A 25914-nucleotide genomic window follows, 5' to 3' on the forward strand; every position below is an offset into this window, starting at 1 on the left:
CCGATGAACGCCAGCCTGCCGCCCGAGCCGGGCATCCGTGTCAGCCTCGCCGACCTGATCGAGATGCGCCATCGCGTGCGCGAAGTGCAGCTGTTTTCCACGCCAGGCCAACGCAGCCCACTGATCGGCCTGCACCATTCCAAATTGCGCGGGCGTGGCGTCGACTTCGATCAGGTGCGGGTCTATCAGGCCGGCGACGATGTGCGCACCATTGACTGGCGCGTGACCGCGCGCACCCAGGAGCCTCACACCAAACTGTTCCACGAAGAACGTGAGCGACCGATTTTCATCATGGTCGAACAAAGCCACCGGCTGTTTTTCGGGTCGGGCCTGATGTTCAAGTCGGTGCTCGCCGCCCAGGCCGCGAGCCTGATCGGTTGGGCAGCCCTGGGCCACAACGACCGGGTCGGCGGGCTGGTGTATGGCGACAATGAGCACTATGAAATCAAGCCTCGGCGCAGCAAGCAAAGCCTGCTGCAGTTGCTCAACCGGCTGGTGCGGGTCAACCGGTCGCTGACCACCGAGGGCGAGCCGGACCGCGACGCCTTTGGCATTGCCTTGCGCCGAGCGCGTGAGGTGTCACGTCCGGGCAGCCTTGTCATTGTGATTTGCGACGAACGCGCGCTATCGGAAAGCGCCGAGCAACAGCTGAGCCTGTTATCGCGTCATTGCGACCTGTTGCTGCTGCCGGTGTCCGATCCGCTGGATCATGCCCTGCCCGCCGCCGGCCTTTTACGTTTCGCCGAACGTGGAGCGCAATTGGAACTCGATACGCTGAATTTCGACCTGCGCCAGGCTTACCGGGCCCAGGCTGAAGTGCGTATCGCGCGCTGGGAGCTGCTCGCGCAAAAACTGCGGGTGCTGATGATGCCGTTGAGCACTCAGAGCGAAATGGTCGAGCAATTGCGCGAATACCTGAACCCACAGAAACCGGGGAAAGGTCGATGAGCAGCCTTGATCAACTGCAACCACTGATATCCCCGCCACCGGTGGAATTCTGGCCTCCGGCACCGGGTTGGTGGTTGCTGCTTCTGTTGGTGCCGCTGATCGGTTTGGGCCTGTGGAAGCTGCGTCGCTTTATTCCGGACAGGCGCCCCGTGGTGCGTGCAGAACAGCCGCTTGACCCGGTGCGTCTTGCCGCCCTGGCGGAGCTGGCCTTGATGCCCAAACCCTATGACGGTGCGCCGGCCGGTGCCTGGCTGCAGCAACTCAACGGTTTGCTCAAACGCCTGTGCCGTAACCACTACCCCTACAGCCAGAGCCACACCCTCAACGGGCGAAAATGGCTGGCGTTCCTCGACAATCGCTGCCCGGCCGCCGGCCTGACTCGCTGGATGGTGCTGGTTGAAGGCGCCTACAAACCCGAATGCAAACTCGACGACAAGGCCATCGCCGGCCTGACCCAGGCCGTCGACACATGGATTCGCAAGCATGTTTGAGTTCGCCTGGCCGTGGATTTTTGCCCTTCTGCCGCTGCCGTGGCTGATGCGCATCGTATTGCCGGTGGCCGACAGTGGCGAACCGGCGCTCAAGGTCAGCTTCCTCAGCGACCTGGAAGGCCTCGCCGGGCGTCGCGCCCGGGCCAACCTGCCAGCATGGCGCCAGCAGGCACCGTTCATAGTGCTGTGGCTGTTGCTGCTGGTCGCGGCGGCACGCCCGCAATGGCTCGGCGAACCCTTGCCGATTGCCGCCAGTGGCCGTGACTTGCTGGTGGCGGTGGACGTTTCCGGCTCCATGGACTTCCCTGACATGCAGTGGCAGGACGAAGAAGTGAGCCGACTGGCGTTGGTCCAGCACCTGCTCGGCGATTTCCTCGAAAGCCGCGAAGGTGACCGGGTCGGCCTGATCCTGTTCGGTAGCCAGGCCTACCTGCAGGCGCCGCTGACCTTCGACCGCCACACCGTGCGCGTCTGGCTCGATGAAGCGCGTATCGGCATTGCCGGCAAAAACACCGCCATCGGCGATGCTATCGGCCTGGCCCTCAAGCGCCTGCGTTCTCGTCCGGCAACAAGCCGCGTGCTGATTCTGGTCACCGACGGCGCCAACAATGGCGGTGAAATCGACCCGTTCACCGCAGCCCGGCTGGCGGCCAAGGAAGGCGTGAAAATCTATCCGATCGGCATTGGCGCCGATCCAGAGCAAAGCGGTTCCGTGGGTTTCCTCGGCGTCAACCCGAGCCTGGACCTCGACGAGCCGTCCCTCAAGGCCATCGCCGAAGTCACCGGCGGCCAGTACTTCCGCGCCCACGATGGCAAGGAACTGCAATCGATCAAGGACACCCTTGACCAACTGGAGCCCGTGGCCCAGCAACCGACCCAGGCCCGCCCGGCCCAAGCGTTGTATCACTGGCCGCTGGCCCTGGCGCTGTGGTTGAGCATGCTGCTGCTGGCCCCCGTACTCTGGCCGGACAACCCCTTGCAACGCCTGTTTACCAGGGATCTGTTTTTGCAAACGCAATTGCTGCCCGACTGGCGCCAGCGTCTCAAACGCCTGCGCCTGCGGAGGCGCCGATGAGCGCTCTGTGGCCGTACTGGTTCCGCCCTTGGTGGCTGCTGTTGCTGCCGGTGCTTGGCTGGTTGCTCTGGCAACTCTGGCACCGCAAGAAGCGCGCCGGGCGCTGGCAAATGATCCTGCCTGCGGCCTTTCACACGACATTGCTCAGCGGTGGCAGTGGACGTGACAGTAAATTGCCCTGGATCGCCCTCGGTCTCGCGTGGCTGTTGACCGTGCTCGCCCTGCTGGGTCCGGGCTGGCAGCGTGTCGAGCAGACCAGTCAAAAGCCCGCCGATCCGCTGGTGGTGATCCTCGAGCTGACCCCGGAAATGCTCGCCACCGACGTCACACCCAACCGACTCGAACAGGCACGACGCAAGGTGCTTGATCTGCTACAGATTCGCAGCGACGCGCAAACCGCCATCGTCGTCTACGCCGGCAGTGCCCACACACTGGTGCCGCTGTCAGATGATCTTTCCACCAGCCGCAATCTGTTGGATGCACTGAAACCGTCGTTGATGCCAGCGGCCGGTCATCGCGCCGATCTGGCGGTGCTCAAGGCCCTGGCGTTGCTCGAACAGGCTGCTTTGGGCGATGGCCGGATCCTGCTGATTGGATCGTCCCTGACCGACCAGGAGCGACTGGGCATCCGTCGCGCGCTGAACGGCAAATCGACTCAATTTTTGATGCTCGGCATCGGCACCGCCGAAGGCTCGCCGATCACCCAGGAAGACGGCAGCTTCCTCAAGGATGAACAAGGCGCCATTCTCGTGCCGCGCCTGGACGAGCCCGGCTTGAAAAATTTTGCCAACGACCTGGATGGGCGCTATCGCCAGGCGCGCCTGGACGATAGCGACCTGCACGCCCTTGGCCTTCTCGACGGTCCACGCCACTTGCGCAACGACGGTCAGACCTTGCGCCTGGACACTTGGGCCGATCAGGGGTACTGGCTGCTGCTGCCACTGCTGCTGCTCGCGGCCTGCGCGGGACGTCGCGGTTGGCTGCTGTGCCTGCCGCTGCTATTGGCGCTGCCTCAACCGAGCTACGCCTTCGACCTAGCGGACCTTTGGCTGCGACCAGATCAACAAGGCTTGCATTTACTCAAGCAAAAGCGCCCTGCGGAGGCCTCCCGACGCTTCGAAAATCATCAGTGGCAAGGCGTGGCGCTCTATGAGGCCGGCGACTACGCAGGCGCCGCCGAGCGGTTTGCCGAAGGCGACGATGCCCACGCCCACTACAATCGAGGCAATGCCCTGGCCAAAAGCGGTGAGCTGGAGGCAGCCCTGGACGCTTACGAACAGGCACTGGAACGTCAACCGGATTTGCGTCCGGCACTGACCAACAAGGCGCTGGTCGAACGCCTGCTGAAGGAGAAAAATACTCCTCCTGAGCCAGACGCCGCCAGCAACGCCCGGCCCGAAGCCGAATCGCCGGAGCCACCGCCAGGTGCCGCCGCACAACCCTCGAGCAGCGGCGAACCGAAAACCGAGGGGCAACCGACCCGCCCGGGTGAGGAACAACCACCCACCACACCGCCGGAACCGGGGGGCAACGAGGTTCCGGGCAGCGAACTGGGTGACGAACAACACACCACACCGCCCTTGCGCCCGGCCACCGACAGCATCGAAGGTGAGCAGCGCCAGGCACTGGAGCAATGGCTGCGACAGATCCCGGATGACCCCGGCGAACTGCTCAGGCGCAAATTCTGGTACGAACAGCAACAACATCAGGATCAGGAAGAAACTCGATGACCCGCTTCACCGTTTTATTGCTCGCGCTGCTGCATGGCCTGTTGTTCTGCACCGTACAGGCACAGGCAGCAGAACTGGTCGCCAGTGTTGATCGCAGTCGCCTGAGCTCAGGCGAGACGGTCGAGCTGACCCTGGAATCCAGCGATGTCACTCAGTTCGGCAAACCAGACCTGGCTGCGCTGGAGCCGTTGTTCGAAGTGCGCGGCACACGCCAGGTCAACCAGCTGAACACCCTGAGCGGAGAAAACCAGGCCACCACCCGCTGGATCGTCACCCTCCTGCCCCGGCAAAACGGCAGCGTGGTGATTCCGTCATTGCAACTGGGGGAACTGCAGAGCCAGCCGATCACCCTGCAAGTGGTCGAGAGCGAAACACCGGACAACCCGAACCAGCGGGCCGCGGTGTTCATCGATGCCAGCCTCGATCAAACCAGCGTGTACGTGCAGGCCCAGGCAGTCCTGACCCTGCGCATCTACCATTCGGTGTCGCTGTACGACGACAGCAGCCTGCCACCCTTGCAGATACCTGACGCACGCATCGAACAATTGGGCGACTCACGCACCTACGAAAAGGACATCGACGGCCTGCGCCATGGCGTGATCGAAATGCGCTACGCGATCTACCCGCAACACAGCGGCGAACTGATCATTCCGGCACAGGTTTTCAACGCCGCGCTGGTCGACCCACAACCGGTACAGGACGCAGCCCAGGGGCCAAAAGCCGGCAAGCTGATGCGCGTCACCTCGGCCGAACTGCTGTTGACGGTCAAGGCCAAACCCCTCACCTATCCGGTCGACGCGCCCTGGCTGCCTGCCCGCAGCCTGACCCTGAGCGAAATCTGGAACCCGGAGCCGGATCACACTCAGGTCGGCGATTCGCTGACCCGCAGCCTGACGGTGAAGGCCGAAGGCTTGTCCAGCACCCAACTGCCACCGCTGCCCGGCACCGACGTCGGCGGCCTGCGCCGCTACCCGGATCAACCGGTGCTCGGCAACCAGAACAGCGAACGCGGCCTGGTCGGCAGTCGTGAAGACCGCGAGGCCCTGGTGCCGACAAGGACCGGCGCCATCGAGCTGCCCACCGTCGACGTGGTCTGGTGGAACACCTTCGAAGATCATCTGGAACACAGCAGCCTGCCTGCTCGCACGCTGCACGTGGTGGCCAATCCGAGCCTGCTGGCCGACACCCCGGCCGGCGCCTCACCGGTCGATGCCAGCGCCGACAGCGAAGCACTCTGGCGCTGGAAACTCAGTACCTTGATCCTGGCCTGCACCACCCTGCTCGGCTTTGGCCTCTGGTGGCGTGCCCGCTGGCAACCGGCGGTGGCGCGTGTCGCGCAAACCGGCCCGAGCCCGCGCACCGTGCTCGACGACCTCAAGCGCGCCTGCCAGGCCAACGACTCCCACGCCACCCGCCAGGCTCTCGACGCCTGGGCCCGCCAGCAGCCGGAAACCCTGGCCGACATGGCCGCCCGCTTCGTACCTCTGTCCGACGCCCTCGACGGCCTGAACGGCGCGCTGTACAGCGAAACCGGCCAGTACTGGCAAGGTGACGAACTGTGGCGGGCGATCAAGGCGATCCCGATGGCCGAACGGGTTCAGGACCCTGCCGGTGACAGTGGGTTGCCGCCGCTTTATCCCAAGTAAACAGCGGCCTGGCGACAAAGATGCATTTGTGGCGAGGGGGCTTGCCCCCGTTCGGGCGCGAAGCGGCCGTAAATCCGGGCGGCTCGGTGTACCAGGAAAAACCTGGGGCCGCTCCGCAGCCCAACGGGGGCAAGCCCCCTCGCCACAGAACTCCCTGCCATAAGAAGTTTGGTGTGCAACCACACCCGACCGGTTTACCAGTAAACTCTCCCCCCTTTCACCGCCTTCATTTTTCACGCGGCCATTACCTATTTTGTAGCGGAGTTCGCCTTGCGCTTGTTTCACACCTCCGACTGGCACCTCGGGCAGAACCTGCACGGCCAGGATCGCGATTTCGAACACGGCTGTTTTCTCGAGTGGCTGTTGCGTCAATTGAAGCTCGACCAGCCGGATGTGCTGTTGATCGCCGGCGATATCTTCGACACGGTCAATCCGCCGGTCAAAGCCCAGGAGCGTCTCTACGACTTCATCGTCAGCGCCCACGAACAGCAGCCGTTGCTGACCATCGTGATGATTGCCGGCAACCACGATTCCGGCTCGCGGATCGAACTGCCCGCGCCGTTGATGCGCCGCTTGCGCACTCACGCGCTCGGTCGTGTGTTGTGGCTGGATGACGGGCAACTGGATGCCGAGCGTTTGCTGTTGCCGCTGCCGGATGCCAAAGGCAAAACCGTCGCCTGGTGCCTGGCGCTGCCGTTCCTGCGCCCTGCCGAAGTCACCGGCGCGCATCTGGGCGACAACTACCTGCGTGGCATTGGCCAGGTCCATGAATGGCTGATCGAGGCGGCGAACGCAAAGCGCAAGAAAGGCCAGGCGCTGATCGCCATCAGCCACGCACACATGGCGGGCGGTTCGGTGTCGGAAGACTCGGAGCGCAGCCTGATCATCGGCAATGCCGAAGCCCTGCCCGCCAGCCTGTTCGGACCGAGCATCAGTTATGTGGCCCTCGGTCACTTGCACAAACCGCAGAAGGTCAACGGCGAAGAGCGCATCCGCTACAGCGGCTCGCCGATTCCGTTGTCGTTCTCCGAGATCAGCTATCAGCACCAGATCCTCGACATCAAACTCGATGGCGAAACCCTGGTCAGCGTCGAGCCGAAACTGATCCCCCGCGCGGTCAACCTGCAACGCATCGGCCCGGCGCCATTGAGCGAGATCCTGGTGCAACTGGCGGACCTGCCGAACATCGACCTGTTGGCCGACATCCAGCGCCAGCCATGGCTGGAGGTGCGGGTGCGCCTCGATGAACCGCAGCCCGACCTGCGCAATCAAGTGGAAACAGCCCTGCAAGGCAAGGCCGTGCGCCTGGTGCGCATCGCCGCCGAGTACGCCGGCAACGGCGGCCGTGACGGTGCCGACGAAGGCAGCACACTGATCGAACTGGACCAACTCACGCCTCAGGAACTGTTCAGCCGCGCCTGGCAGGACAACTACGGCAGCGAGGTCGACGAGCAGACCCTCAAGGACTTTGCCGAGCTGTTGCAGGACGTGCAGATGGAGAGCGAACAACCATGAAAATCCTCGCGATCCGCCTGAAAAACCTCGCCTCCCTGGCCGGGCCATTTGAAATCGACTTCACCGCCGAACCCCTGGCCAGTGCCGGACTGTTCGCCATCACCGGCCCCACCGGCGCTGGTAAAAGCACCCTGCTCGATGCCCTGTGCCTGGCGCTGTTTGGCGCCGTACCGCGCCTGAACAACACCGGCCGCGACGCCAAGGTGCCGGACGCCGACGGCGAAATCGCTACCGGCGACCCGCGCACCCTGCTGCGTCGCGGCACGGGTGAAGGCTATGCGGAAGTGGATTTCGTCGGCGTCGACGGCCGCCGCTACCGCGCCCGCTGGGAGGCCAATCGCGCCCGGGACAAGGCCGCTGGCAAGCTGCAGGCCAGCCGCCAGAGCTTGCGTGACATCGATCAGGATCAATTGCTCGCCAGCCAGAAAGGCGAATACAAGACTCAGCTCGAAGCCGCGCTGGGGCTGAATTTCGAACAATTCACCCGCGCGGTGATGTTGGCGCAAAGCGAGTTCAGCGCGTTCCTCAAGGCCGACGACAACGACCGCAGCGAACTGCTGGAAAAACTCACCGACACCGCGCTCTACACTCGCCTCGGTCGTCGGGCCTTCGACAAGACCAAGGAGGCCCGCGAGACGCACAAGCTGCTGCAGGATCAGGCCAGCGGGGTAACGCCGCTGTCACCCGAAGCCCGCGCGGAACTGGATGAGCGCTTCAGCCAGGCGCAGCAACAACTCAAGACCCAACAGGCGCAGCTCAAGCAGCTTGAACTGCAGGACACCTGGCTCAAGGACCTGCGTCGATTGCAGGACGAGCATCTGGCCGCCAGCGAACAACTGCAATCGGCGCAGACCCACTGGGAGGCCTTGGCCAGCGAGCGGTTGAGGCTCACCCGTCTCGAACAGCTGGCCCCGCAACGGCACCAGTTCGCCCGTAAAGCCGAGGTCGACGCGCTGCTGACACCCTTGGCGGCGCAAATTGCCTTGCAGACGCAGCAACATGGCGAACTCGGTGAGCGCCAGACGCTGCTTGAGCAACAGCTCAGCAGCGCCCGGATCGCCTTGAGCGAAACCCAACAGCGACAAGCCGACAGCGCGCCGTTGCTGCGTCAGGCCTTCGAAGCCCAAAGCACCCTCGCCCGCCTGGCCAAGGACACCGCCCTCAGCGCCGAAGCCAGGCAGCAGGCGCAACAGGCCTGCACCCAGGGCCAGGGCACGATTCAGACCTTGCTCGATCAGCAAGCCCGAGGCGCCGGGGACTTGCAGCGCATCGCCACCGGGCTTGAGCAAAGCACGCATCTGGCACCGCTGAGCGATGCCTGGAATGCCTACCGTGATCGCCTGCAACAGTTGATGCTGATCGGCAATCGACTGAATCAGGGCCAGGCCGAACTGGCCAGCCTCGAACAAAACGCCGCGAGCACCAACCAGGCGCTCACCGCGCAGAAGCAGCAACTGGAGGTGCTGTTCAAGGAGGCGGGTGCCGAACCGGATGCCGTCGCCGAACAGATCGGCATCCTGGGTAGCCTGTTGCAGGACAACCGCAAGCAACTGCGCGCCGTCGAAGACCTTGCGCGCCTGTGGGCCAGCCAGCAGGACCTGGACAAACGCAGCGCCGAGCTGCAACAGCGCCAGCTCACCGCGCAGCAGGAGCGCGAACGCCTGACCCAGGACGGGGTCAAGGCCAAGGCTGATCTGAGCGTTGCCGAACAGACCCTCAACGTCACTCGCGAACTGCTGGAGCGTCAGCGTCTGGCGCGCAGTGCCAGTGTCGAAGAGCTGCGCGCGCAGTTGCAGAACGATCAGCCATGCCCGGTCTGCGGCAGCAACGAACATCCGTATCATCAGCCGGAAGCCCTGCTGCAAAGCCTCGGTCGCTTTGATGAAAGCGAACAGGCCAACGCGCAAAAGGCCGTCGACCTGCTCAAGGAAAAACTCACTGACCTGCGTGCCGAAGTCGGCGGGCTGATCGCCCAGCAAAAGGAACTGCTGCAACAGCAGGAGCAACTGGCGACCCAGCAGCAAGCCCTCGCACCGAGCCTGGAAGCGCACCCGCTGGCGGCCCAACTGCTGAATCAGGATGCCGCCAAACGCGATGCCTGGCTCGTTCAGCAAAACAGTCAGCTCAACCAAAGCATCAGCCAGGACGAGCAACGGCAGAGCGCGCTGCTCACCCTGCAACAGGATGCCGCACGCCTGACCCAGCAACTGCGCCATGCCGAAACCGCGCACCAGCAAGCGGCCCAGCACCTGAGCAATCAACAGCGCGAATTGAACAACGACCGCCAGCGTCTGGACGAAGAACTCAAGGCATTCGCCAACCTGCTGCCGGCCGAAACCCTGCAAGCGCTGCGCGTCGAACCGGCCGCGACCTTCATGCAGCTCGACCGGCAGATCGCCGAACGCCTGGCGCAACTCGAACAGCAAAAGGAAGAACTGGCCGAGCAGCAACAGCGCCAGCAACACCTGGAGAAGGAACAGGATCGCCAGCAAAGCCGCGTGCAGCAATTGCAGGCCGCCGAACAGCAGTTCAATGGACTGGCCGAGCAGCAACAGGCGAGCCAGCACACACTCGGGCAATTACTCGGCGAACACAGCAGCGCCGAGCATTGGCAGCAGCAACTGGAACAGACCGTGGAACAGGCGCGCAGCGCCGAAGCCAGCACTGCGCAGACGTTGCAAAGCGTCGTCACGCAGTCAGTGCAAATCGCCGCCGAGCTCAAGGCCCAGCGGGAACGCTTGCATGCACTGGAAGGCGAAGAACTTGAGCTCGCTGGCAAGATCGGCGACTGGCGTGCCCGTCATCCCGAGCTGGATGACGGCGGCCTCGAAAACCTGTTGAGCGTCGACGACACCCAGGTCAGCGAACTGCGCCAGCGCTTGCAGCACAGCGAGAAAGCTATCGAACAGGCCAACGTCCTGGTACAGGAGCGCAACAAACACCTGCTCAATCATCAGGCACAACAGAACGGCAATCTCGATGCCGAGCAATTGGCCAGTGCGCTGATCGACCTGCAAAACCTCGCTGCCACCAGCGAGCAACACTGCGCCGAACTGCGCGCCGAGCAGGCCGAGGACCAGCGCCGGCAGAACGCCAATCAGGCCCTGGCGCAGCAGATTGCCGACGCCTACAACGAGTATCAACGCTGGGCACGCCTGAATGCGTTGATCGGCTCCGCCACCGGCGACACCTTCCGCAAGATCGCCCAGGCCTACAACCTCGACCTGCTGGTGCATCACGCCAACGTGCAATTGCGCCAACTGGTGCGCCGCTATCGCCTCAAGCGCGGCGGCAGCATGCTCGGGTTGCTGGTGATGGACACGGAAATGGGCGACGAACTGCGTTCGGTGCACTCACTGTCCGGTGGCGAGACCTTCCTGGTGTCGCTGGCGCTGGCCCTCGGTTTGGCGTCGATGGCGTCGAGCACGTTGAAAATCGAGTCGCTGTTCATCGACGAAGGCTTCGGCAGCCTCGATCCCGAATCCCTGCAACTGGCCATGGATGCCCTCGACGGCTTGCAGGCCCAGGGCCGCAAGGTCGCGGTGATTTCCCACGTACAGGAAATGCATGAACGTATTCCGGTGCAGATTCAGGTCCAGCGCCAGGGCAACGGCCTGAGTACCCTGGAGGTGAAATGAACACGCTGTATTCCTTCCGCCGCTGCCCGTACGCCATGCGCGCACGCATGGCCCTGCGTTATTCGGGAGTGGCCGTGGACATCGTCGAAGTCAGCCTGAAGGCCAAGCCCGCCGAGATGCTCGCACTGTCGGGCAAAGGCACGGTGCCGGTACTGAGCGCCGATGGCCGGGTGATCGACGAAAGCCTCGACATCATGCGCTGGGCCCTGGCTGAGAACGATCCGCAGGACTGGTTGCTCAAGGATGATCCTGTCGCAGCGGAGCAAATCGCCCCTTTGATTGAACAGAACGATCAGGTGTTCAAGGTGCACTTGAATCGCTACAAGTACGCCGAGCGTTATCCCGAGCAGCCGATGGAGGTTTATCGCAGCGAGGGTGAGGTGTTCCTGCGCAGGCTGGATCAGTTGCTGGAAGGGCGCGACTATTTGCTGGCGGACCATCCGAGCCTGGCGGATGTGGCGTTGATGCCCTTCGTGCGCCAGTTCGCCCACGTCGACCGCGACTGGTTCGCGCAGACGCCGTATCGGCGCTTGCAGGCGTGGCTACAGCAGCTTTTGGAGTCGGACCTGTTCACATCAATCATGAAGAAATAACCATCCCCTGTAGGAGCCAGCTTGCTGGCGAAGGTGTGTCAGTTGACGCTGTGGTGCCTGATACACCATCGCCAACAGGCTGGCTCCTACAAAGGTCCGTGGTGCGTCGAAGACTCAGGCCAGAACCTGACACATCCCGATGGCTGAGCAATCGACCTGGAACGGGCCGAAAACCACACCTTCACTCCTGATCGGTGGATTGCCGGCCAGCATGCCCTGGGCATTGGCGTTTTCGATGTTGCGGGCAATGTTGTGGTTGGCTTCGATGGCCCGTGCCACCGAGCCTGCCGAGCCCTGGCCGATCCCCAACAGGGAGGATCCATTGGTCATGAACGCCAGGAAAGCGATGACCCAGAGTCTGTGCCCTTTCATGCGCCGACGACTCCTGCGAGTTCAGCCTGATCAACGCTGGCGTTTTGCGCACGGTGTTCAAACTGGATGCCGGGATGAGCGACCTGGATCGGTGCTTCGAAAGAGGATTGCGCCTGTGCTGAAAGGCTGACCACCAGCACCATGGCCAGGTAAAGACCGATCGCCACATAGGCGCCGTGTTTGGCAGAAGTGAGAATTGCGCTGGCCATGATGTTCTCCGCAGGCATGTTTCAATGCCCACAGAATCGATCAAAAAAGCCTGGTTAACCACTCAGGGATATCCATAGTGACCATCAACTTCATTGATCATTAAGCCAGACTATTTCAGTCTTCAATAAAACTCATCAAGCGCTCGCGCGCAGCATCCGGCTCACTCGGAACAGGGTCGGCTGCCGACAGAATGGGGGTGGAATAGAGAAAAAGTAGAACCAATGCCAGACGCGTCACCATGCTGTCGATCCTTGCCGTGAGGAGGAGTCAAAAAATCAGCGTCAATTTAAACTCATGGCGATGTGATATCAAGCGCGACATTGATGGCAAAGTGATGCTGTCGCAAATGCGTTATGCAGGAGCGACATCACTCTGATCGTTTTCAACACCTGTTTTTCAACATCAGGCTCTTCGATCATCAGTGACTTCGCTCCTGCATAAAGGCAGGGCTGACGTTCAGGCTTGGGTTTTGTGATCCAGCGCGGCGTAGAAGTTGGCGCTCTGTTGCAGGTACTTCGGGGTGTAGCTCTGGGTGTGGGCTTTTTTGTCGCTGATTTCAACGTTGGCACTGGCTGGCAGCGCAACGGTGGCGGAAATGGCGGAAGCGGCGATGACAGAGAATATGTTGAAGTTCATGGCAGTATTCCTCGGATTCGGTTGGCTTGCTTGCCCGGTGGGGCCGTGAAGCAAACTTAACCCTCGAGGGTTCGTGCCTTGAAATGCTTTGTAGCAGTACCAGATATCAGCGTCATTGATAAAAGCAGGCAGGCCCCATCAACCGGGGCCTGCAGCTTATTGACGCAGTAGAAACCTGAGGTCGCTCGGGGCATCCATCGGCAGTTTTTGCACAGTCTTGCCCAGCAGACCGGTCCTGACGTCGCGTTCGACGACGACAATCTGGTTGCTCTTCTGGTTGGCGATCAACAGGAATTTGCCGCTCGGATCGAGGCTGAATTCCCGCGGATGATCGCCCTCCACCGCCCGCCGTTGCAGCTCACTGAGGTGGCCGGTCGCCGGATCGATGGCAAACACCAGCAGTTTATTGGCCGTGCCACGGTTGCTGACGTAGAGGAACTTGCCATCAGCCGAGGCATGCAACGCTGCCGCAGCCTTGTCCGATACCGGTTGCCCGGCAGCCAGATCGACCATCTGCGTCTGTTCGAGTTGGCCGTCGTGGTAATCGAACACCGCCACTTGCGCGCTCATTTCCATGGTCAGCCAGGCGTGTTTGCCGTCGGCGCTGAACAGCAGGTGGCGCGGCCCGCTGCCCGGCGGCAGCTGCACGAATGCCGGGGTGGCCGGGGTCAACGGCAGTTCCGGGTTGGCCTTGGGGTCGAAGCGGTAGGCAAACACCTTGTCGGCGCCCAGGTCATTGGCGAACACGTATTTGCCGTCCGGCGACGGGATCGTCGAGTGCACGTGGGCCGAGGCCTGGCGCTCGGGATTGACCCGACTCGCCGGGTGGCTGCTCATCTGCACCACCGGTTTGAGCTTGCCATCGGCCGCCACCGGCAATACCGCCAGGGTGCCGCCCGGGTCTTCGGCCACCGAGTAATTGCTGACAAACAAATGGCTGCCGTCGATGCTGAGGCTGGAATGGGTCGGCTCGTTGCCCAGGCTTTGCACCTGGCTGATCAGGCTCAGCGCGTGGGTCTTGGGATCAATCGCGAAACTGCTGACGCGCCCTACCGGATCGGTCTGACCCGGGCCGTTTTCGTTGACCACGAACAGCTGTCGCTGATCCTTCGACAGGGTCAGCCACGACGGGTTTTCGCTCTTGAGCACTTGCAGGGGGCTGGCATCGATCTGTCCGGTGCGGCTGTCGAACGCCAGGCGGTAGATGCCCTGGCTTTGACCGGCTGTGTAGGAGCCCACCAGCAGTTGATAGTCCTCGGCGGATGCGACCTGAACGCCCATGGCGCCGATGCTGCCGGCCATCAACAGTGGCCAGAGGTTACGCATCGTCTTGTTCGTCTTCTTCGTTGTCACCGCTGACGACATCGCCCAGGCACACCAAACGGTGTTCACCCGAGTCACCGGTGATCAACCAGCTTTGCAGCGTAGAGTCGAAGGTCGCGGCCTGGACCTGCGCCGGAGTGAACTCCCAGTGTTTGGCCGCACGGCCATCCATGCATTCAATGTGCAGGTTATCGAACTCGTCGAGGGCGAATTCGAAGGCATGCAGCCCGTCGATCTCCACCATTCCGCAGTGTTCGAGGGCATTGAGCAAGGTGTCGGTTGGGGAAGTCATGGCAATCAATCTTTGAATGAGAAAGACGCAATGATAGCTCATGCACCCGACCAAAGTTTCACACAAACCTGTGGGAGCGGGCTTGCTCGCGAAAGCGCAGTGTCAGCCAACAGAGATGTTGAATGATAAACTGCATTCGCGAGCAAGCCCGCTCCCACAGGGATTGTGGTCAGCCGCTAGAGTGCCTCGCGGGACGACTGCCCATCCACCAGTCGCTGGATGCGCAGCGGATTGCCGTTCTTCAGTGCATCCGGCAGCAAGCTGTCCGGGTAGTTCTGGAAGCACACCGGGCGCAGGAAACGATCGATGGCCAGTGTGCCCACCGATGTACCGCGCGCATCGGACGTTGCCGGGTAAGGCCCGCCGTGGACCATCGAATCGCAGACTTCCACGCCCGTCGGATAGCCATTGAGCAGGATGCGTCCGACCTTCTGCTCCAGCAACGCCGTCAGTCCGGCGAACCGTTCGAAGTCTTCCGGCTCGCCAATGACGGTGGCGGTCAACTGGCCGTGCAGACCATTCAGGGCGGCCATCAGTTGCGCATGATCGGCCACTTCAACCACCACCGTGGTCGGACCGAACACTTCCTCCTGCAGCACTTCGTCGCCATCGAGCAGCAGGCTGACGTCGGCCTTGAACAGCTGCGGCTGTGCCTGATTGCCCTGTTGCGGATTGCCGGCCAGGTGCTCAATCCCCGGATGCGCGAGCAGATTTTGCAAGCCCTGACCGTAGCTGCTCAGGGTTCCGGCATTGAGCATGGTTTGCGCCGGCTGATCGCCCATCAACCCGGCCACTTGCTGCACAAAGGCACTGAACGGCGCTGAGCGAATGCCGATCACCAGGCCCGGATTGGTGCAGAACTGGCCGCAGCCCTGAACCACCGACGCCGTTAGATCCCGGGCGACCGTGTCGGCCCGCGCCTGCAACGCCTCGGGCAAGACGATCACCGGGTTGATGCTCGACATCTCGGCAAACACCGGAATCGGTTGTGCACGGGCCGCTGCCATGTCACACAAGGCTCGACCGCCCTTGAGCGAACCGGTGAAGCCCACGGCCTGAATTGCCGGATGCTTGACCAGCGCCTCGCCGACGCCACCGCCGTAGATCATGTTGAACACGCCGGCCGGCATCCCGGTTTTCTCGGCGGCTCGAATGATCGCGTCAGCCACCCATTCAGCCGTGGCCATGTGACCGCTGTGGGCCTTGAACACCACCGGGCACCCGGCGGCCAGCGCCGAGGCGGTATCGCCGCCGGCGGTGGAGAACGCCAGCGGAAAGTTGCTGGCACCGAACACCGCCACAGGTCCCAAGCCGATGCGGTATTGACGCAGGTCCGGACGCGGCAACGGTTGACGCTCCGGCAATGCCCGGTCGATCCGTGCGCCGTAGAAATCACCGCGACGCAGGACTTTGGCAAACAGGCGCATCTGCCCGCTGGTGCGTCCACGCTCGCCTTGAATCCGGCCGGCGGGCAGCGCCGTCTCGCGGCAGACCACCGCGACAAAATCATCACCGAGGGCATCCAGTTCATCGGCAATGGCCTCGAGAAACTGCGCCCGTCGTTCCGCGCTCAGGCTGCGATAGGCCGGATACGCGGCCGCCGCCGCGCCGGCCGCCGCATCGACTTCCTGCACTGTCGCCTGATAAAAGGCGTGAGGCAAAGCCTCGCCCGTTGTTGCATCGACACTCTGCAACTTGATGCTGCCGGCGGCGCTGCGCTGGCCGCCGATGTAGTTGTGACCAAGGATCCGGGTCATGGGTAACTCCTCAAAGTGTGCCGACGGTGCCGGGCTCGAAAGCCGCTGCGACCGGTGCGATGCCGTTGATCAATGGCGCGCCGAATTCAGCCTGGGTGATCTCGAACACGTCACCCGGTTGCGTGCGAATGCCATCGGCAAAGGACAGGGTCGCCGTGCCGAAGAAGTGAATGTGCACGTCCCCCGGGCGCAGGAACTGGCTGTACTTGAAATGATGGAATTCGAGGTTGGCGAGGCTGTGGCACATGTTCGCCTCGCCGCTGAGAAACTCGTTCTGCCACAGCACTTCGCCGTCACGCAGGATGCGGCTGGTGCCCGCCAGATGCTGCGGCAGTTCGCCAACCCGCAGTTCCGGGCCATAGCTGCAGCTGCGCAGTTTCGAGTGGGCCAGGTACAGGTAGTTCTTGCGCTCCATGACGTGGTCGGAGAACTCGTTGCCCACGGCAAAACCCAGGCGATACGGCTTGCCGTCGTGACCAATCACGTACAGGCCAGCGATCTCCGGCTCTTCGCCGGCATCTTCGGCAAACGGCGGCAGGGGAAACGGCTGGCCCGGCCTGACGACGATGCCGCCATCGCCTTTGTAGAACCACTCCGGCTGCACACCGGCTTCATCCACCGCCGGCTTACCGCCCTCCACGCCCCATTTGAAGATGCGCATGGTGTCGGTCATCGCGGTTTCGTCTCCACTTTGCTGGTGCATCTTGTCCCGGGCCGAGGCGCTGCCCAGATGCGTCAGGCCCGTGCCGCTGATCAACATGTGCGCCGGGTCCGCATGGTCCAGGGGCGGCAGGATGCGCCGTTGTGTCAGCAACTCGGCATAGTCGTGGCTGATGCCCAGCCCCAGGCTTTGCACCTGCTGCTCAAGGCTTGCGCCCGCCTCGATCGCCGCCAATGCCAGATCGCGAACGGTGCGCGTGTCCTGTACTTCTCGGACCAGGCCCGCCTCGACCACGCCGACACGACGTTCGCCGTTACTCAATTCGAACTGAACCAAACGCATGAATTTTCTCCTGTTAACCCAGAACCTGGGCAAACACGACTCCCTGTGGGAGCGGGCTTGCCCGCGATGACGGCGGCACATTCAACATTGATGTGCCAGACAGATTGCTATCGCGGGCAAGCCCGCTCCCACAGGGTCCGTGATGATTTGTTGTTTCCTGTCAGGTGCGCGAAGCCCCACGTGCACTTGCTGCAAATTGATCGGCTGGCAGGACGTGTTTACGTTCCAGCAAGCGATACACCACACCGGTCAACACCAGCCCGAACACCATCACCCCCGACAGGAAGTACAGGCCCGAAGCCAGGTTGCCGGTGTATTCCTTGAGTGCGCCGATCACGAACGGACCGAGGTAGCCGCCGAGGTTGCCCACCGAATTGATCAACGCAATCCCCGCCGCCGCACTGGCACCGGCGAAGAAGCGGCCCGGCAAGGTCCAGAACACCGCCGTGCAGGAGAACAGTGCGAACGCCACCAGGCACAGCGCCGCCAGTTGCAGCACAGGCACCGACAGCCAGGCGCTGAGGAACAGGCCAATCGCACCCAGCACGTAAAGCACGGCGAGGTGGCCATAGCGGTCGTTCAAGCGGTCGGAACTGCGCGGGATGATCAGCAGACCGACGATGCCAAAGATGTACGGCACCGCCGAGACGAATCCGGTCACCAGGTCGCTGCCGCCGAACTGTTTGATCAGGGTCGGCAGCCACAAACCCAGGCCATAGATGCTCAGGGTCACCGGCAGGTAGAACAGCGCCAGCAGCAGGACGCGCTTGTCCTTGAGGGCGTGCAACGGGTTGCCGTGACGGGTCTGGCCGTAGGCATCCAGATCCTTTTTCAGCTCGCCACTGAGCCAGTCCTTTTCCCCCTGGTCCATCCACTTCACTTGCTGCGGGCCGTCCGGCAGGTAACGCAGCACCGGCCAGGTCAACAGGATCGCCGGGGCACCAATGACGATGAACAGCCACTGCCAGCCGTGCAGCCCCAACACGCCGTCCATGCCCAGCAAGCCACCGGACACCGGGCCGGTGATCATCATTGCGATGGGTTGCGACAGGATGAACAGCCCGAGGATCTTGCCGCGATGGCGCACCGGGAACCATTGGGTGATGTAGTACAGAACGCCCGGGAAGAACCCGGCTTCGGCGGCGCCGAGCAAAAAGCGCATCACATAGAAGCTGTTCGGCCCCTGGACGAAGGCCATGCCGATGGTGATGGCACCCCAGGTGACCATGATCCGCGCGAACCAGCGCCGTGCGCCGAAGCGGTCGAGCATCAGGTTGCTGGGGATTTCCAGCAGGAAGTAGCCGATGAAGAACAACCCGGCGCCAAGACCGTAGGCGGCATCGCCCAGGCCGATGTCAGCGCCCATGTGCAATTTGGCGAAGCCCACCGCGGAGCGGTCCACATAGGCGATCAGGTACAGCAGGATCAGGAAGGGAATCAGTTTCAGCGTGATGCGGCGGATAAGCCGCAGTTCCTGGCTCATGAGAACGGTCTCCGATTGTTGTTGTTATAGAACCTCGGGGGACGCCTCTCGCGAAATGTTCGCCAGGGCCATCCCTCCGTTTGAGCGGACTATATAGTAATACTATTTACTCAACAACACTTCCAAAGCGCGGAATTTGCGCTTATGTTACGCCTCAGCTCGAACAATATAGTCATACAATAAGAGAATCGATCATGTCTGATAAGAAACCCACCCTGCGCTCCGCCCAATGGTTTGGCACCGCCGACAAGAACGGCTTCATGTACCGCAGCTGGATGAAGAATCAGGGCATCGCCGACCACCAGTTCCATGGCAAGCCGATCATCGGCATCTGCAACACCTGGTCGGAACTGACCCCGTGCAACGCGCACTTCCGCCAGATCGCCGAGCACGTCAAACGCGGTGTGATCGAGGCCGGGGGCTTCCCGGTGGAGTTTCCGGTGTTCTCCAACGGCGAATCGAACCTGCGCCCTACCGCCATGCTCACCCGCAACCTGGCGAGCATGGACGTGGAAGAAGCCATTCGTGGCAACCCGATCGATGGCGTAGTGCTGCTGACCGGTTGCGACAAAACCACCCCGGCCCTGCTGATGGGCGCCGCCAGTTGCGACGTGCCGGCCATCGTCGTCACCGGCGGGCCGATGCTCAACGGCAAGCACAAGGGCAAGGACATTGGCTCCGGCACCGTGGTCTGGCAGCTCAGCGAACAGGTCAAGGCCGGCACCATCAGCATCGACGATTTCCTTGCGGCCGAGGGCGGCATGTCCCGCTCGGCCGGTACCTGCAACACCATGGGCACCGCCTCCACCATGGCCTGCATGGCCGAAGCGCTCGGCACCTCCCTGCCGCACAACGCGGCGATTCCGGCCGTGGACGCGCGCCGTTATGTGCTGGCGCACATGTCCGGCATGCGTGCCGTGGAGATGGTGCGCGAAGACTTGAAGCTGTCGAAGATCCTCACCAAGGAAGCCTTCGAAAACGCCATCCGCGTCAATGCCGCCATCGGCGGTTCGACCAACGCAGTGATCCACCTGAAAGCCATCGCCGGGCGCATCGGCGTCGAGCTGGACCTGGACGACTGGACCCGTATCGGCCGCGGCATGCCGACCATCGTCGACCTGCAACCTTCCGGGCGCTTCCTGATGGAAGAGTTCTACTACGCCGGTGGTTTGCCTGCGGTACTGCGCCGCCTCGGCGAAGCCAACCTGATCCCGAACCCGAACGCCTTGACCGTCAACGGCAAGTCCATCGGCGAGAACACCAGGGACGCGCCGATCTATGGCGAGGACGAAGTGATCCGCACCCTCGACAACCCGATCCGCGCCGATGGCGGCATCTGTGTATTGCGCGGCAACCTGGCACCGCTGGGCGCTGTGCTCAAGCCGTCCGCCGCCACGCCCGAACTGATGCAGCATCGCGGCCGTGCAGTGGTGTTCGAGAACTTCGACATGTACAAAGCTCGGATCAACGATCCGGAACTGGACGTGGATGCCAACTCGATCCTGGTGATGAAGAACTGCGGGCCGAAGGGTTATCCGGGCATGGCCGAAGTGGGCAACATGGGCCTGCCGGCCAAGCTGCTGGCCCAGGGTGTGACGGACATGGTGCGTATTTCCGATGCGCGCATGAGTGGCACGGCGTACGGCACGGTTGTGCTGCACGTCGCCCCGGAGGCCGCTGCCGGCGGTCCGCTGGCCGCAGTGAAGGAAGGCGACTGGATCGAACTCGATTGCGCCAGCGGCCGCTTGCACCTGGATATTGCGGACACCGAGCTGGCCGCGCGCATGGCCGATCTGCAACCGCCACAGAACCTGATCGTCGGTGGGTATCGTCAGTTGTACATCGACCACGTGCTGCAAGCGGACCAGGGTTGCGACTTCGACTTCCTGGTCGGTTGCCGTGGGGCCGAGGTGCCGCGTCACTCCCACTGACACCCCCCCTTGTAGGAGCGAGCTCGCTCGCGATGGACCCGAGACCGCCGCGGGGTGTCAGGTTCCCCACGTTATCGTTGACGTCCATCGCGAGCGAGCTCGCTCCTACAGTCGACTCGCCGCGCCTGCTATCATGCGCGACACCTCTTCGCACAGGACCGTGCCGTTTCCCATGGATTACCGCAAACCCTCCGACCGCAAAAGCATGCACTCGCGCATCGTCCAGGAACTGGGCATGCAGATCGTCTCGGGACGTTTCCTGCCCGACGACAAACTGCCCGCCGAAGCGCTGTTGTGCGAAGAATATGCGGTCAGCCGGCCGGTGCTGCGTGAAGCCACCCGGGTACTGGTCGCCAAGGGCCTGGTGTATTCCCGCCCGCGGGTCGGCACCGTGGTCAAGCCGCGAAAGGACTGGCACATGCTCGATCCGGACGTGCTGCACTGGTTGATGCAGAGCAGTCCGCAGAATCAGTTTTTCGACCTGCTGACCAGCGTGCGCAGCATCATCGAACCGGCCGCTGCCGCCCTCGCCGCGCAATTCGCCACGGAAGCGGATATCGCCTCCATCGGTGAGGCCTACCAACGCATGGAAGCCGCACCGACGCCGGAGGCTCTGTTGCAGCCGGACCTGGACTTCCACAGTCGCATCGCCGACGCCACGCACAACGACTTGCTGGCCAACCTGTGCAACATGCTCTCGGTGGCCATCGCCGAAGCCTTGAAGCATTCGAACCAGCGGCCGAACCTGCATGAACTGGCGCTGCCCCGGCACAAGGCGATCCTGACCGCCATCGAAAACCGCGACGCCCTCGGCGCGCGGCATGCGACGTTGGTGCAACTGGACGATGCCCGCAGCGCGCTGAATGTGGTGCTTGGCAGCGATCCCGCCTGATCACCGAAGAACCCTGTGGGTGCGAGCTTGCTCGCGATGGCGGCCTAATGTTCGATATCAATGCGGCTGACACTCCGCTATCGCGAGCAAGCTCGCTCCCACAGGTTCCAGGGCGAAACCATCGGGCATAAAAAAGCCGCAACCCAAGGTTGCGGCTTTTTTGTTTCAGCTGTCGATCAGTGGGCGAACAACGAATTGCCCTTCTGCCCCGCCAGTTTCTCCGGCTTGATCAGGAACCGCGCCAGCGCCGGCAACAGCCACAGCGCACCGAACATGTTCCACAGCAACATGAAGGTCAGCATCAGGCCCATGTCGGCCTGGAACTTGATGGCCGAGAAGATCCAGGTGCACACGCCGATGGCCAGGCACAGACCGGTGAACAGCACCGCCTTACCGGTGGACTTCAGTGTCTGGTAGTACGCCTCTTGCAGCGGCAGGCCGGCACGCAGGAAGCTTTCCAGGCGGCTGTAGATGTAGATGCCGTAGTCCACGCCAATCCCCACCCCGAGCGCCACGACCGGCAGGGTCGCCACTTTCACGCCGATACCCATGAAGGCCATCAGGGCATTGCCGAGTACCGAGGTCAGCACCAGCGGCAGCACGATGCACAAGGTCGCCGCCCACGAACGGAAGGTGATCATGCACATGACCGCGACGCAGATATACACCAGGACCAGGATGGTCAGTTCGGACTTCTTGATCACCTCGTTGGTGGCCGCCTCGATCCCGGCGTTACCGGCAGCGAGGATGAACTCCAGGCCTTCCTTGTTGTTTTCCTTGGCGAACTCCTGCACCGCATGTACCGCGCGATCCAGGGTCTCGGCCTTGTGATCGTTGAGGAACACCAGCACCGGCGCCACGGAACAGCTGTTGTTGTACAGGCCGTCAGCACGGGCAATGGAGTTGTTCAGCACATCAGGGTTACGCGACAGGGTTTCCCATTTCAGGTTGCCCTCGTTCATGCCCTTGATCATTTGCTTGGACACGGTCACCAGGGAAATCGCCGACTGCACGCCCTCGGTGTTCTGCATCTTCCACATCAGCTCGTCGATCGGCGCCATGGCTTCGTAGCGCGAACAGCCTTCGGACTTGGTCTTGACCATCACCACCAACACGTCGGAGCTGGTGGAGTAGTTGTTGATGATGAAGTTGTTGTCCTTGTTGTAGCGCGAGTCCGGACGCAGCTCCGGGGCACCCTGGTCGAGGTCGCCGATTTTCAGGTTCTGGCTGTACCAAAGGCCGCCACCAAAGGCGACCAGTGCCAGCAGAATGGAAACCGGGGCCACTTTCGCGCTGGCAAAGTTCGACAACAGGCGCCAGAACGGATGCTCGCGAGTCGCGTCCTTTTTGCTGCGTTCGACGGCACGCTTGCTGATGCCGACATAGGAAATCGCCACTGGCAACAGGATCAGGTTGGTGAACACGATCACCGCCACACCGATGGATGCGCCGATGGCCAGCTCACGGATCACACCGATATCGATGATCAGCAGTGTGATGAAACCCACGGCATCGGCGAGGATCGCAATCATCCCCGGCAGGAACAATTGACGGAAGGTGCGACGCGCCGCCGTCAGGGCGTTGTCCGCCTCACTCGATTGCAGGGCGATCCCGTTGATCTTCTGCACGCCGTGGGAAATACCGATGGCGAAGATCAGGAACGGTACCAACATCGAATAGGGGTCAAGCCCGAAGCCGAAGAAGTGCATCAAGCCCAGTTGCCAGATCACTGCCACCAGCGTCGTGCTCAATACGGCGACGGTACTGCGCAGGCAGTTGGTGAACCACAGCAAGAGGATCAGGGTGATGACGAAGGCAACGCCGAAGAACATCACCACCATCACCAGGCCATCGATGAGGTCACCGACTTTCTTGGCGAAACCGACGATGTGGATCTTCACATTCGGGTTCTGTGCTTCGAACTTGGTGCGGATCTTGTCCTCAAGCTCGTGGGAGAACTGGCGATAGTCCAGCGCCAGCAGCTTGCCCTGGTCCTGCGGGTCCGGATAGGACTCCAGCAACGGAATGTCGACGATGCTCGACTTGAAATCGTTGGACACCAACCGCCCGACCTGACCCGACTTGAGCACGTTGTTGCGTAACAGATCGAGGCTGGCCTGGGAGCCGTTGTAGCTTTGCGGAATCACTTCACCGCCGGCGAAGCCCTCTTCCGTCACTTCGGTCCAGCGAACGCTGGGGCTCCACAGCGACTTGAGGCCGGAACGGTCGACGCCGGAGATGTAGAACACTTCGTCGTTGATCTGACGCAGAGTCTCCATGTACTCCTTGGAGAAGATGTCGCCATCGGTGGCTTCCACCGAGATCCGCACGGTGTTGCCCAGGTTCGCCAGATCATTGCGGTGCTCCATCATCTTCTGGATGAAGGGGTGCTCCAGCGGGATCATTTTTTCGAAGCTGGTGGACGGACGGATCAGCGTCGCCTGCCAGAACAGAAAAATACTGACCAGCAGGCAGATCGTGATCACTGCCGGGCGGTTGTTGAAGATCAGGCGCTCGAGGAACGTCGCCTTGTCCTGGTGATGAGTACTCAAGGAAGTCATAGCTCCGCCTTCTTATTATTAACCCGGCTCATTTGCCCGACTCGGTGCCGCTTGGCGAAGTGACGCGAACGCCACCCTGCCCGGCCAGAACCAGATTGCCATTGCCTGCCGCAGTCACTGCCGAGACGGAAATACGGTCCGGGCGGTTGACCACCTTGAAGGTTTCGCCATTGTCACTGCTGCGAATGACCGAACCGCCGTTGCCGACGATCACGATGGAACCATCGTCGAGCAGCGTACCGCCGGACAGCCCGAACTCCAGGTCGCCACGTTCAGCCTTGAGCTCGACCTGGTCCCAGGTGGTGCCGAAATCCGTGGAACGGTAAAGATTGCCGCGCAGGCCGTAGGCCAGCAACGTATTGGACTGCGCCGTACCGATCACGCCGAACAGCGAGCCTTCGTACGGGCCTTCGAGTTTCTCCCAGGTCTGGCCCCAGTCCGCGGAGCGGAACATGCTGCCCTGCTCACCGACGATGAACAGCCCGGCGTCCTTGACCGCGGCGATCGCGTTCAGGTGGTACTGGTCTTCGTTGTCCAGGCGGTCGCTGGCGTCTTCCCAATGCTTGCCACCGTCGGTGGTTTCCATCAGCGAGCCGTAGGCGCCCACGGCAAAGCCGCTGTCGACGTCCTTGAACCAGACATCGAGCAGCGGCGATTCGCGTTTCAGATCTTCGAATTGCTTGGTCCAGGTCGCGCCGCCGTCTTCGCTCGCGAGGATCTGCGCGTCATGGCCGACGGCCCAGCCGTGCATGTCATCGACGAAGAACACCGACGTCAGCAGGGCCCGGGTCGGGACCTTGGCCTGGGTCCAGGTAGCGCCCTGGTCATCGGAATACAGGATGTGCCCACGATCCCCGACCGCCACCAGGCGCTTGCCGGCGTGGACGACATCGAGCATCAGGCTTTTGGCAGCCTTGGCCGATTCAATGGAATAGACAACATCGGATGCTGGCGCCGCCGCGGCCAGCGCAGGCGCCGACAGCATGGCAGAGCCCAACAGCGAGAGCGCTGTGGCCAGCAACGCGAATTTGCGTAATGCCGGCGGGCGGCAGATACCCACACCCATGACAGGCTCACTCATAGACCTTCTCCCATTATTATTGTTAGGTCGTTCAACCTTACTGGGCGCCGCAAGGGTGCGTGTCCGGACCGGCTGTTTCAGAGCATAGTCCTGAAACCCGCAATCCAGAGCCCCTTCGGAAGCTGGCCTATCCTATCGGTGTTTTTTAATGTCTGACAATCGACGCCACGTTATGTTTTGTTAACCAAGGGGGATGGGCGCTTGTTCTGAATGGTTGGGTATCAGGTAGGGTGATTGCGGTTTCGGTGGTGGGGGTAGCGACCGGTGTTCGGTGTACATATCCGTTGCAGCGGTAACGGCTGCTTTTCCAATCGGCGTACATATCCATTTCTGCGGTAACGGCTGCTGGCGGTTTCGCTCTTACAGCGAGTCCCTTTTTCAAACGCCAAAAAGGAACCAAAAGGCTTCGCCCCGGCGTACGGCACCTCGCCAAGGCTCGGTGTTCCCTCGCTACGGTGTCCATCAGGGGGCATCGCCTACGGTCTGCTTCGCGACGACCTCCTCTCGATGTGTTCGACTTCGTCGAACGGCGCTACGCGCCAAACCCCCTGATGAACACCTACGCTCGGCCTGCCGAAGGGGCGAAAGATCAAAAGCCAGATCAAGATCAAAAGCCAAAGCCAAAGCCAAAGCCAAAGCCAAAGCCAAAGCCAAAGCCAAAGCCAAAGCCAAAGCCAAAGCCAAAGCCAAAGCCAAAGCCAAAGCCAAAGCCAAAGCCAAAGCCAAAGCCAAAGCCA

Annotated in this window: 21 protein-coding genes; 10 read left to right on the forward strand and 11 right to left on the reverse strand. The window is 62.1% G+C overall.

All coding sequences use genetic code 11. The features are described 5' to 3' along the window. Positions 1-3 precede the first annotated feature (3 nt). The 8 genes from KW840_RS15315 (at position 4) to KW840_RS15350 (ending at position 11636) form a co-directional block, all read left to right on the forward strand. Positions 4-948, forward strand: a complete 945-nt coding sequence (locus tag KW840_RS15315) for a DUF58 domain-containing protein (RefSeq protein WP_218496037.1) — start codon at positions 4-6, stop codon at positions 946-948. Then, positions 945-1439, forward strand: a complete 495-nt coding sequence (locus KW840_RS15320) for a DUF4381 domain-containing protein (RefSeq protein ID WP_057715004.1) — start codon at positions 945-947, stop codon at positions 1437-1439. The genes KW840_RS15315 and KW840_RS15320 overlap by 4 nt, the downstream gene beginning before the upstream one ends. Beyond that, positions 1432-2514: a VWA domain-containing protein gene (locus tag KW840_RS15325; RefSeq protein ID WP_218496048.1), complete on the forward strand. Its 1083-nt coding sequence runs from the start codon at positions 1432-1434 to the stop codon at positions 2512-2514. The genes KW840_RS15320 and KW840_RS15325 overlap by 8 nt, the downstream gene beginning before the upstream one ends. After that, positions 2511-4244, forward strand: coding sequence for a VWA domain-containing protein (locus KW840_RS15330; protein WP_218496050.1), 1734 nt, complete (start codon positions 2511-2513; stop codon positions 4242-4244). The genes KW840_RS15325 and KW840_RS15330 overlap by 4 nt, the downstream gene beginning before the upstream one ends. Next, positions 4241-5890 carry a BatD family protein gene (locus tag KW840_RS15335; protein ID WP_218496052.1) on the forward strand — a complete coding sequence of 550 codons (1650 nt, stop codon included), beginning with the start codon at positions 4241-4243 and terminating at the stop codon, positions 5888-5890. Before KW840_RS15330 ends, KW840_RS15335 begins: the two co-directional genes overlap by 4 nt. Before the next feature lie 270 nt (positions 5891-6160). Continuing rightward, positions 6161-7405: an exonuclease SbcCD subunit D C-terminal domain-containing protein gene (locus KW840_RS15340; RefSeq protein ID WP_057715008.1), complete on the forward strand. Its 1245-nt coding sequence runs from the start codon at positions 6161-6163 to the stop codon at positions 7403-7405. Beyond that, positions 7402-11043, forward strand: coding sequence for an AAA family ATPase (locus KW840_RS15345; RefSeq protein WP_218496055.1), 3642 nt, complete (start codon positions 7402-7404; stop codon positions 11041-11043). The genes KW840_RS15340 and KW840_RS15345 overlap by 4 nt, the downstream gene beginning before the upstream one ends. Next, a complete protein-coding gene (locus KW840_RS15350) occupies positions 11040-11636 on the forward strand; it encodes a glutathione S-transferase (RefSeq protein ID WP_218496056.1) in 597 nt (198 codons plus the stop codon). Before KW840_RS15345 ends, KW840_RS15350 begins: the two co-directional genes overlap by 4 nt. Before the next feature lie 114 nt (positions 11637-11750). Here the strand turns inward: KW840_RS15350 and KW840_RS15355 are convergent, their stop codons facing one another. The 9 genes from KW840_RS15355 to KW840_RS15390 all read right to left on the reverse strand — a co-directional run bounded on the left by KW840_RS15355 (position 11751) and on the right by KW840_RS15390 (position 18712). Continuing rightward, complete coding sequence (locus KW840_RS15355; RefSeq protein ID WP_057715011.1) at positions 11751-12008, reverse strand: hypothetical protein; 258 nt, start codon at positions 12006-12008, stop codon at positions 11751-11753. Then, the gene (locus KW840_RS15360; RefSeq protein ID WP_057398180.1) at positions 12005-12217 is read right to left on the reverse strand and encodes a hypothetical protein; all 213 of its coding nucleotides are present in this window, start codon (positions 12215-12217) and stop codon (positions 12005-12007) included. The genes KW840_RS15355 and KW840_RS15360 overlap by 4 nt, the downstream gene beginning before the upstream one ends. A 115-nt stretch (positions 12218-12332) precedes the next feature. Continuing rightward, on the reverse strand, positions 12333-12458 hold the full coding sequence (locus KW840_RS28510) for a hypothetical protein (RefSeq protein ID WP_256353340.1): 126 nt from the start codon (positions 12456-12458) through the stop codon (positions 12333-12335). A 216-nt stretch (positions 12459-12674) separates the two neighbouring features. Next, positions 12675-12854 (reverse strand): hypothetical protein, encoded by a 180-nt coding sequence (locus KW840_RS15365; protein ID WP_057715012.1) that lies wholly within the window; start codon positions 12852-12854, stop codon positions 12675-12677. 156 nt (positions 12855-13010) lie between these two features. Beyond that, entirely contained in the window at positions 13011-14180 is a 1170-nt protein-coding gene (locus KW840_RS15370) for a lactonase family protein (protein ID WP_218496057.1), read from the reverse strand. After that, on the reverse strand, positions 14173-14511 hold the full coding sequence (locus tag KW840_RS15375) for a DUF5629 family protein (RefSeq protein ID WP_218496058.1): 339 nt from the start codon (positions 14509-14511) through the stop codon (positions 14173-14175). The genes KW840_RS15370 and KW840_RS15375 overlap by 8 nt, the downstream gene beginning before the upstream one ends. Before the next feature lie 134 nt (positions 14512-14645). Further along, the gene (locus tag KW840_RS15380; RefSeq protein ID WP_218496059.1) at positions 14646-16226 is read right to left on the reverse strand and encodes an aldehyde dehydrogenase (NADP(+)); all 1581 of its coding nucleotides are present in this window, start codon (positions 16224-16226) and stop codon (positions 14646-14648) included. A gap of 10 nt (positions 16227-16236) precedes the next feature. Then, positions 16237-17229, reverse strand: a complete 993-nt coding sequence (araD1, locus tag KW840_RS15385) for an AraD1 family protein (RefSeq protein WP_218496062.1) — start codon at positions 17227-17229, stop codon at positions 16237-16239. A 160-nt stretch (positions 17230-17389) separates the two neighbouring features. Next, on the reverse strand, positions 17390-18712 hold the full coding sequence (locus KW840_RS15390; protein WP_218496063.1) for an MFS transporter: 1323 nt from the start codon (positions 18710-18712) through the stop codon (positions 17390-17392). Between the two features lie 194 nt (positions 18713-18906). Between KW840_RS15390 and KW840_RS15395 the strand changes: the two genes are divergently transcribed. After that, positions 18907-20643, forward strand: coding sequence for an IlvD/Edd family dehydratase (locus KW840_RS15395; protein WP_057715018.1), 1737 nt, complete (start codon positions 18907-18909; stop codon positions 20641-20643). 172 nt (positions 20644-20815) lie between these two features. After that, on the forward strand, positions 20816-21535 hold the full coding sequence (locus tag KW840_RS15400; RefSeq protein ID WP_032829613.1) for a FadR/GntR family transcriptional regulator: 720 nt from the start codon (positions 20816-20818) through the stop codon (positions 21533-21535). A 176-nt stretch (positions 21536-21711) separates the two neighbouring features. On the opposite strand, the gene KW840_RS15405 is transcribed toward KW840_RS15400, so the two are convergent. Together KW840_RS15405 and KW840_RS15410 are read right to left on the reverse strand one after the other, a co-directional pair. Next, positions 21712-24096 (reverse strand): RND family transporter, encoded by a 2385-nt coding sequence (locus KW840_RS15405; protein ID WP_218496064.1) that lies wholly within the window; start codon positions 24094-24096, stop codon positions 21712-21714. Positions 24097-24124: 28 nt separating this feature from the next. Further along, entirely contained in the window at positions 24125-25177 is a 1053-nt protein-coding gene (locus tag KW840_RS15410; protein ID WP_057715021.1) for a YCF48-related protein, read from the reverse strand. Positions 25178-25914 lie beyond the last annotated feature (737 nt).

It is taken from the genome of Pseudomonas sp. PDM30 (assembly GCF_019218985.1).
GTDB lineage: Bacteria > Pseudomonadota > Gammaproteobacteria > Pseudomonadales > Pseudomonadaceae > Aquipseudomonas > Aquipseudomonas jessenii.

Excerpts from the sequence above, each read along its gene's own strand:
- KW840_RS15375 (WP_218496058.1), bottom strand. The coding sequence starts at position 14,511 with ATGAGCTATCATTGCGTCTTTCTCATTCAAAGATTGATTGCCATGACT.
- KW840_RS15355 (WP_057715011.1), bottom strand. The coding sequence starts at position 12,008 with ATGAAAGGGCACAGACTCTGGGTCATCGCTTTCCTGGCGTTCATGACC.
- KW840_RS15395 (WP_057715018.1), top strand. The coding sequence starts at position 18,907 with ATGTCTGATAAGAAACCCACCCTGCGCTCCGCCCAATGGTTTGGCACC.
- KW840_RS15390 (WP_218496063.1), bottom strand. The coding sequence starts at position 18,712 with ATGAGCCAGGAACTGCGGCTTATCCGCCGCATCACGCTGAAACTGATT.
- KW840_RS15380 (WP_218496059.1), bottom strand. The coding sequence starts at position 16,226 with ATGACCCGGATCCTTGGTCACAACTACATCGGCGGCCAGCGCAGCGCC.
- KW840_RS15325 (WP_218496048.1), top strand. The coding sequence starts at position 1,432 with ATGTTTGAGTTCGCCTGGCCGTGGATTTTTGCCCTTCTGCCGCTGCCG.
- KW840_RS15400 (WP_032829613.1), top strand. The coding sequence starts at position 20,816 with ATGGATTACCGCAAACCCTCCGACCGCAAAAGCATGCACTCGCGCATC.
- KW840_RS15320 (WP_057715004.1), top strand. The coding sequence starts at position 945 with ATGAGCAGCCTTGATCAACTGCAACCACTGATATCCCCGCCACCGGTG.
- araD1 (WP_218496062.1), bottom strand. The coding sequence starts at position 17,229 with ATGCGTTTGGTTCAGTTCGAATTGAGTAACGGCGAACGTCGTGTCGGC.
- KW840_RS15410 (WP_057715021.1), bottom strand. The coding sequence starts at position 25,177 with ATGAGTGAGCCTGTCATGGGTGTGGGTATCTGCCGCCCGCCGGCATTA.
- KW840_RS15405 (WP_218496064.1), bottom strand. The coding sequence starts at position 24,096 with ATGACTTCCTTGAGTACTCATCACCAGGACAAGGCGACGTTCCTCGAG.
- KW840_RS15370 (WP_218496057.1), bottom strand. The coding sequence starts at position 14,180 with ATGCGTAACCTCTGGCCACTGTTGATGGCCGGCAGCATCGGCGCCATG.
- KW840_RS15345 (WP_218496055.1), top strand. The coding sequence starts at position 7,402 with ATGAAAATCCTCGCGATCCGCCTGAAAAACCTCGCCTCCCTGGCCGGG.
- KW840_RS15330 (WP_218496050.1), top strand. The coding sequence starts at position 2,511 with ATGAGCGCTCTGTGGCCGTACTGGTTCCGCCCTTGGTGGCTGCTGTTG.
- KW840_RS28510 (WP_256353340.1), bottom strand. The coding sequence starts at position 12,458 with ATGGTGACGCGTCTGGCATTGGTTCTACTTTTTCTCTATTCCACCCCC.
- KW840_RS15365 (WP_057715012.1), bottom strand. The coding sequence starts at position 12,854 with ATGAACTTCAACATATTCTCTGTCATCGCCGCTTCCGCCATTTCCGCC.
- KW840_RS15360 (WP_057398180.1), bottom strand. The coding sequence starts at position 12,217 with ATGGCCAGCGCAATTCTCACTTCTGCCAAACACGGCGCCTATGTGGCG.
- KW840_RS15350 (WP_218496056.1), top strand. The coding sequence starts at position 11,040 with ATGAACACGCTGTATTCCTTCCGCCGCTGCCCGTACGCCATGCGCGCA.
- KW840_RS15315 (WP_218496037.1), top strand. The coding sequence starts at position 4 with ATGAACGCCAGCCTGCCGCCCGAGCCGGGCATCCGTGTCAGCCTCGCC.
- KW840_RS15335 (WP_218496052.1), top strand. The coding sequence starts at position 4,241 with ATGACCCGCTTCACCGTTTTATTGCTCGCGCTGCTGCATGGCCTGTTG.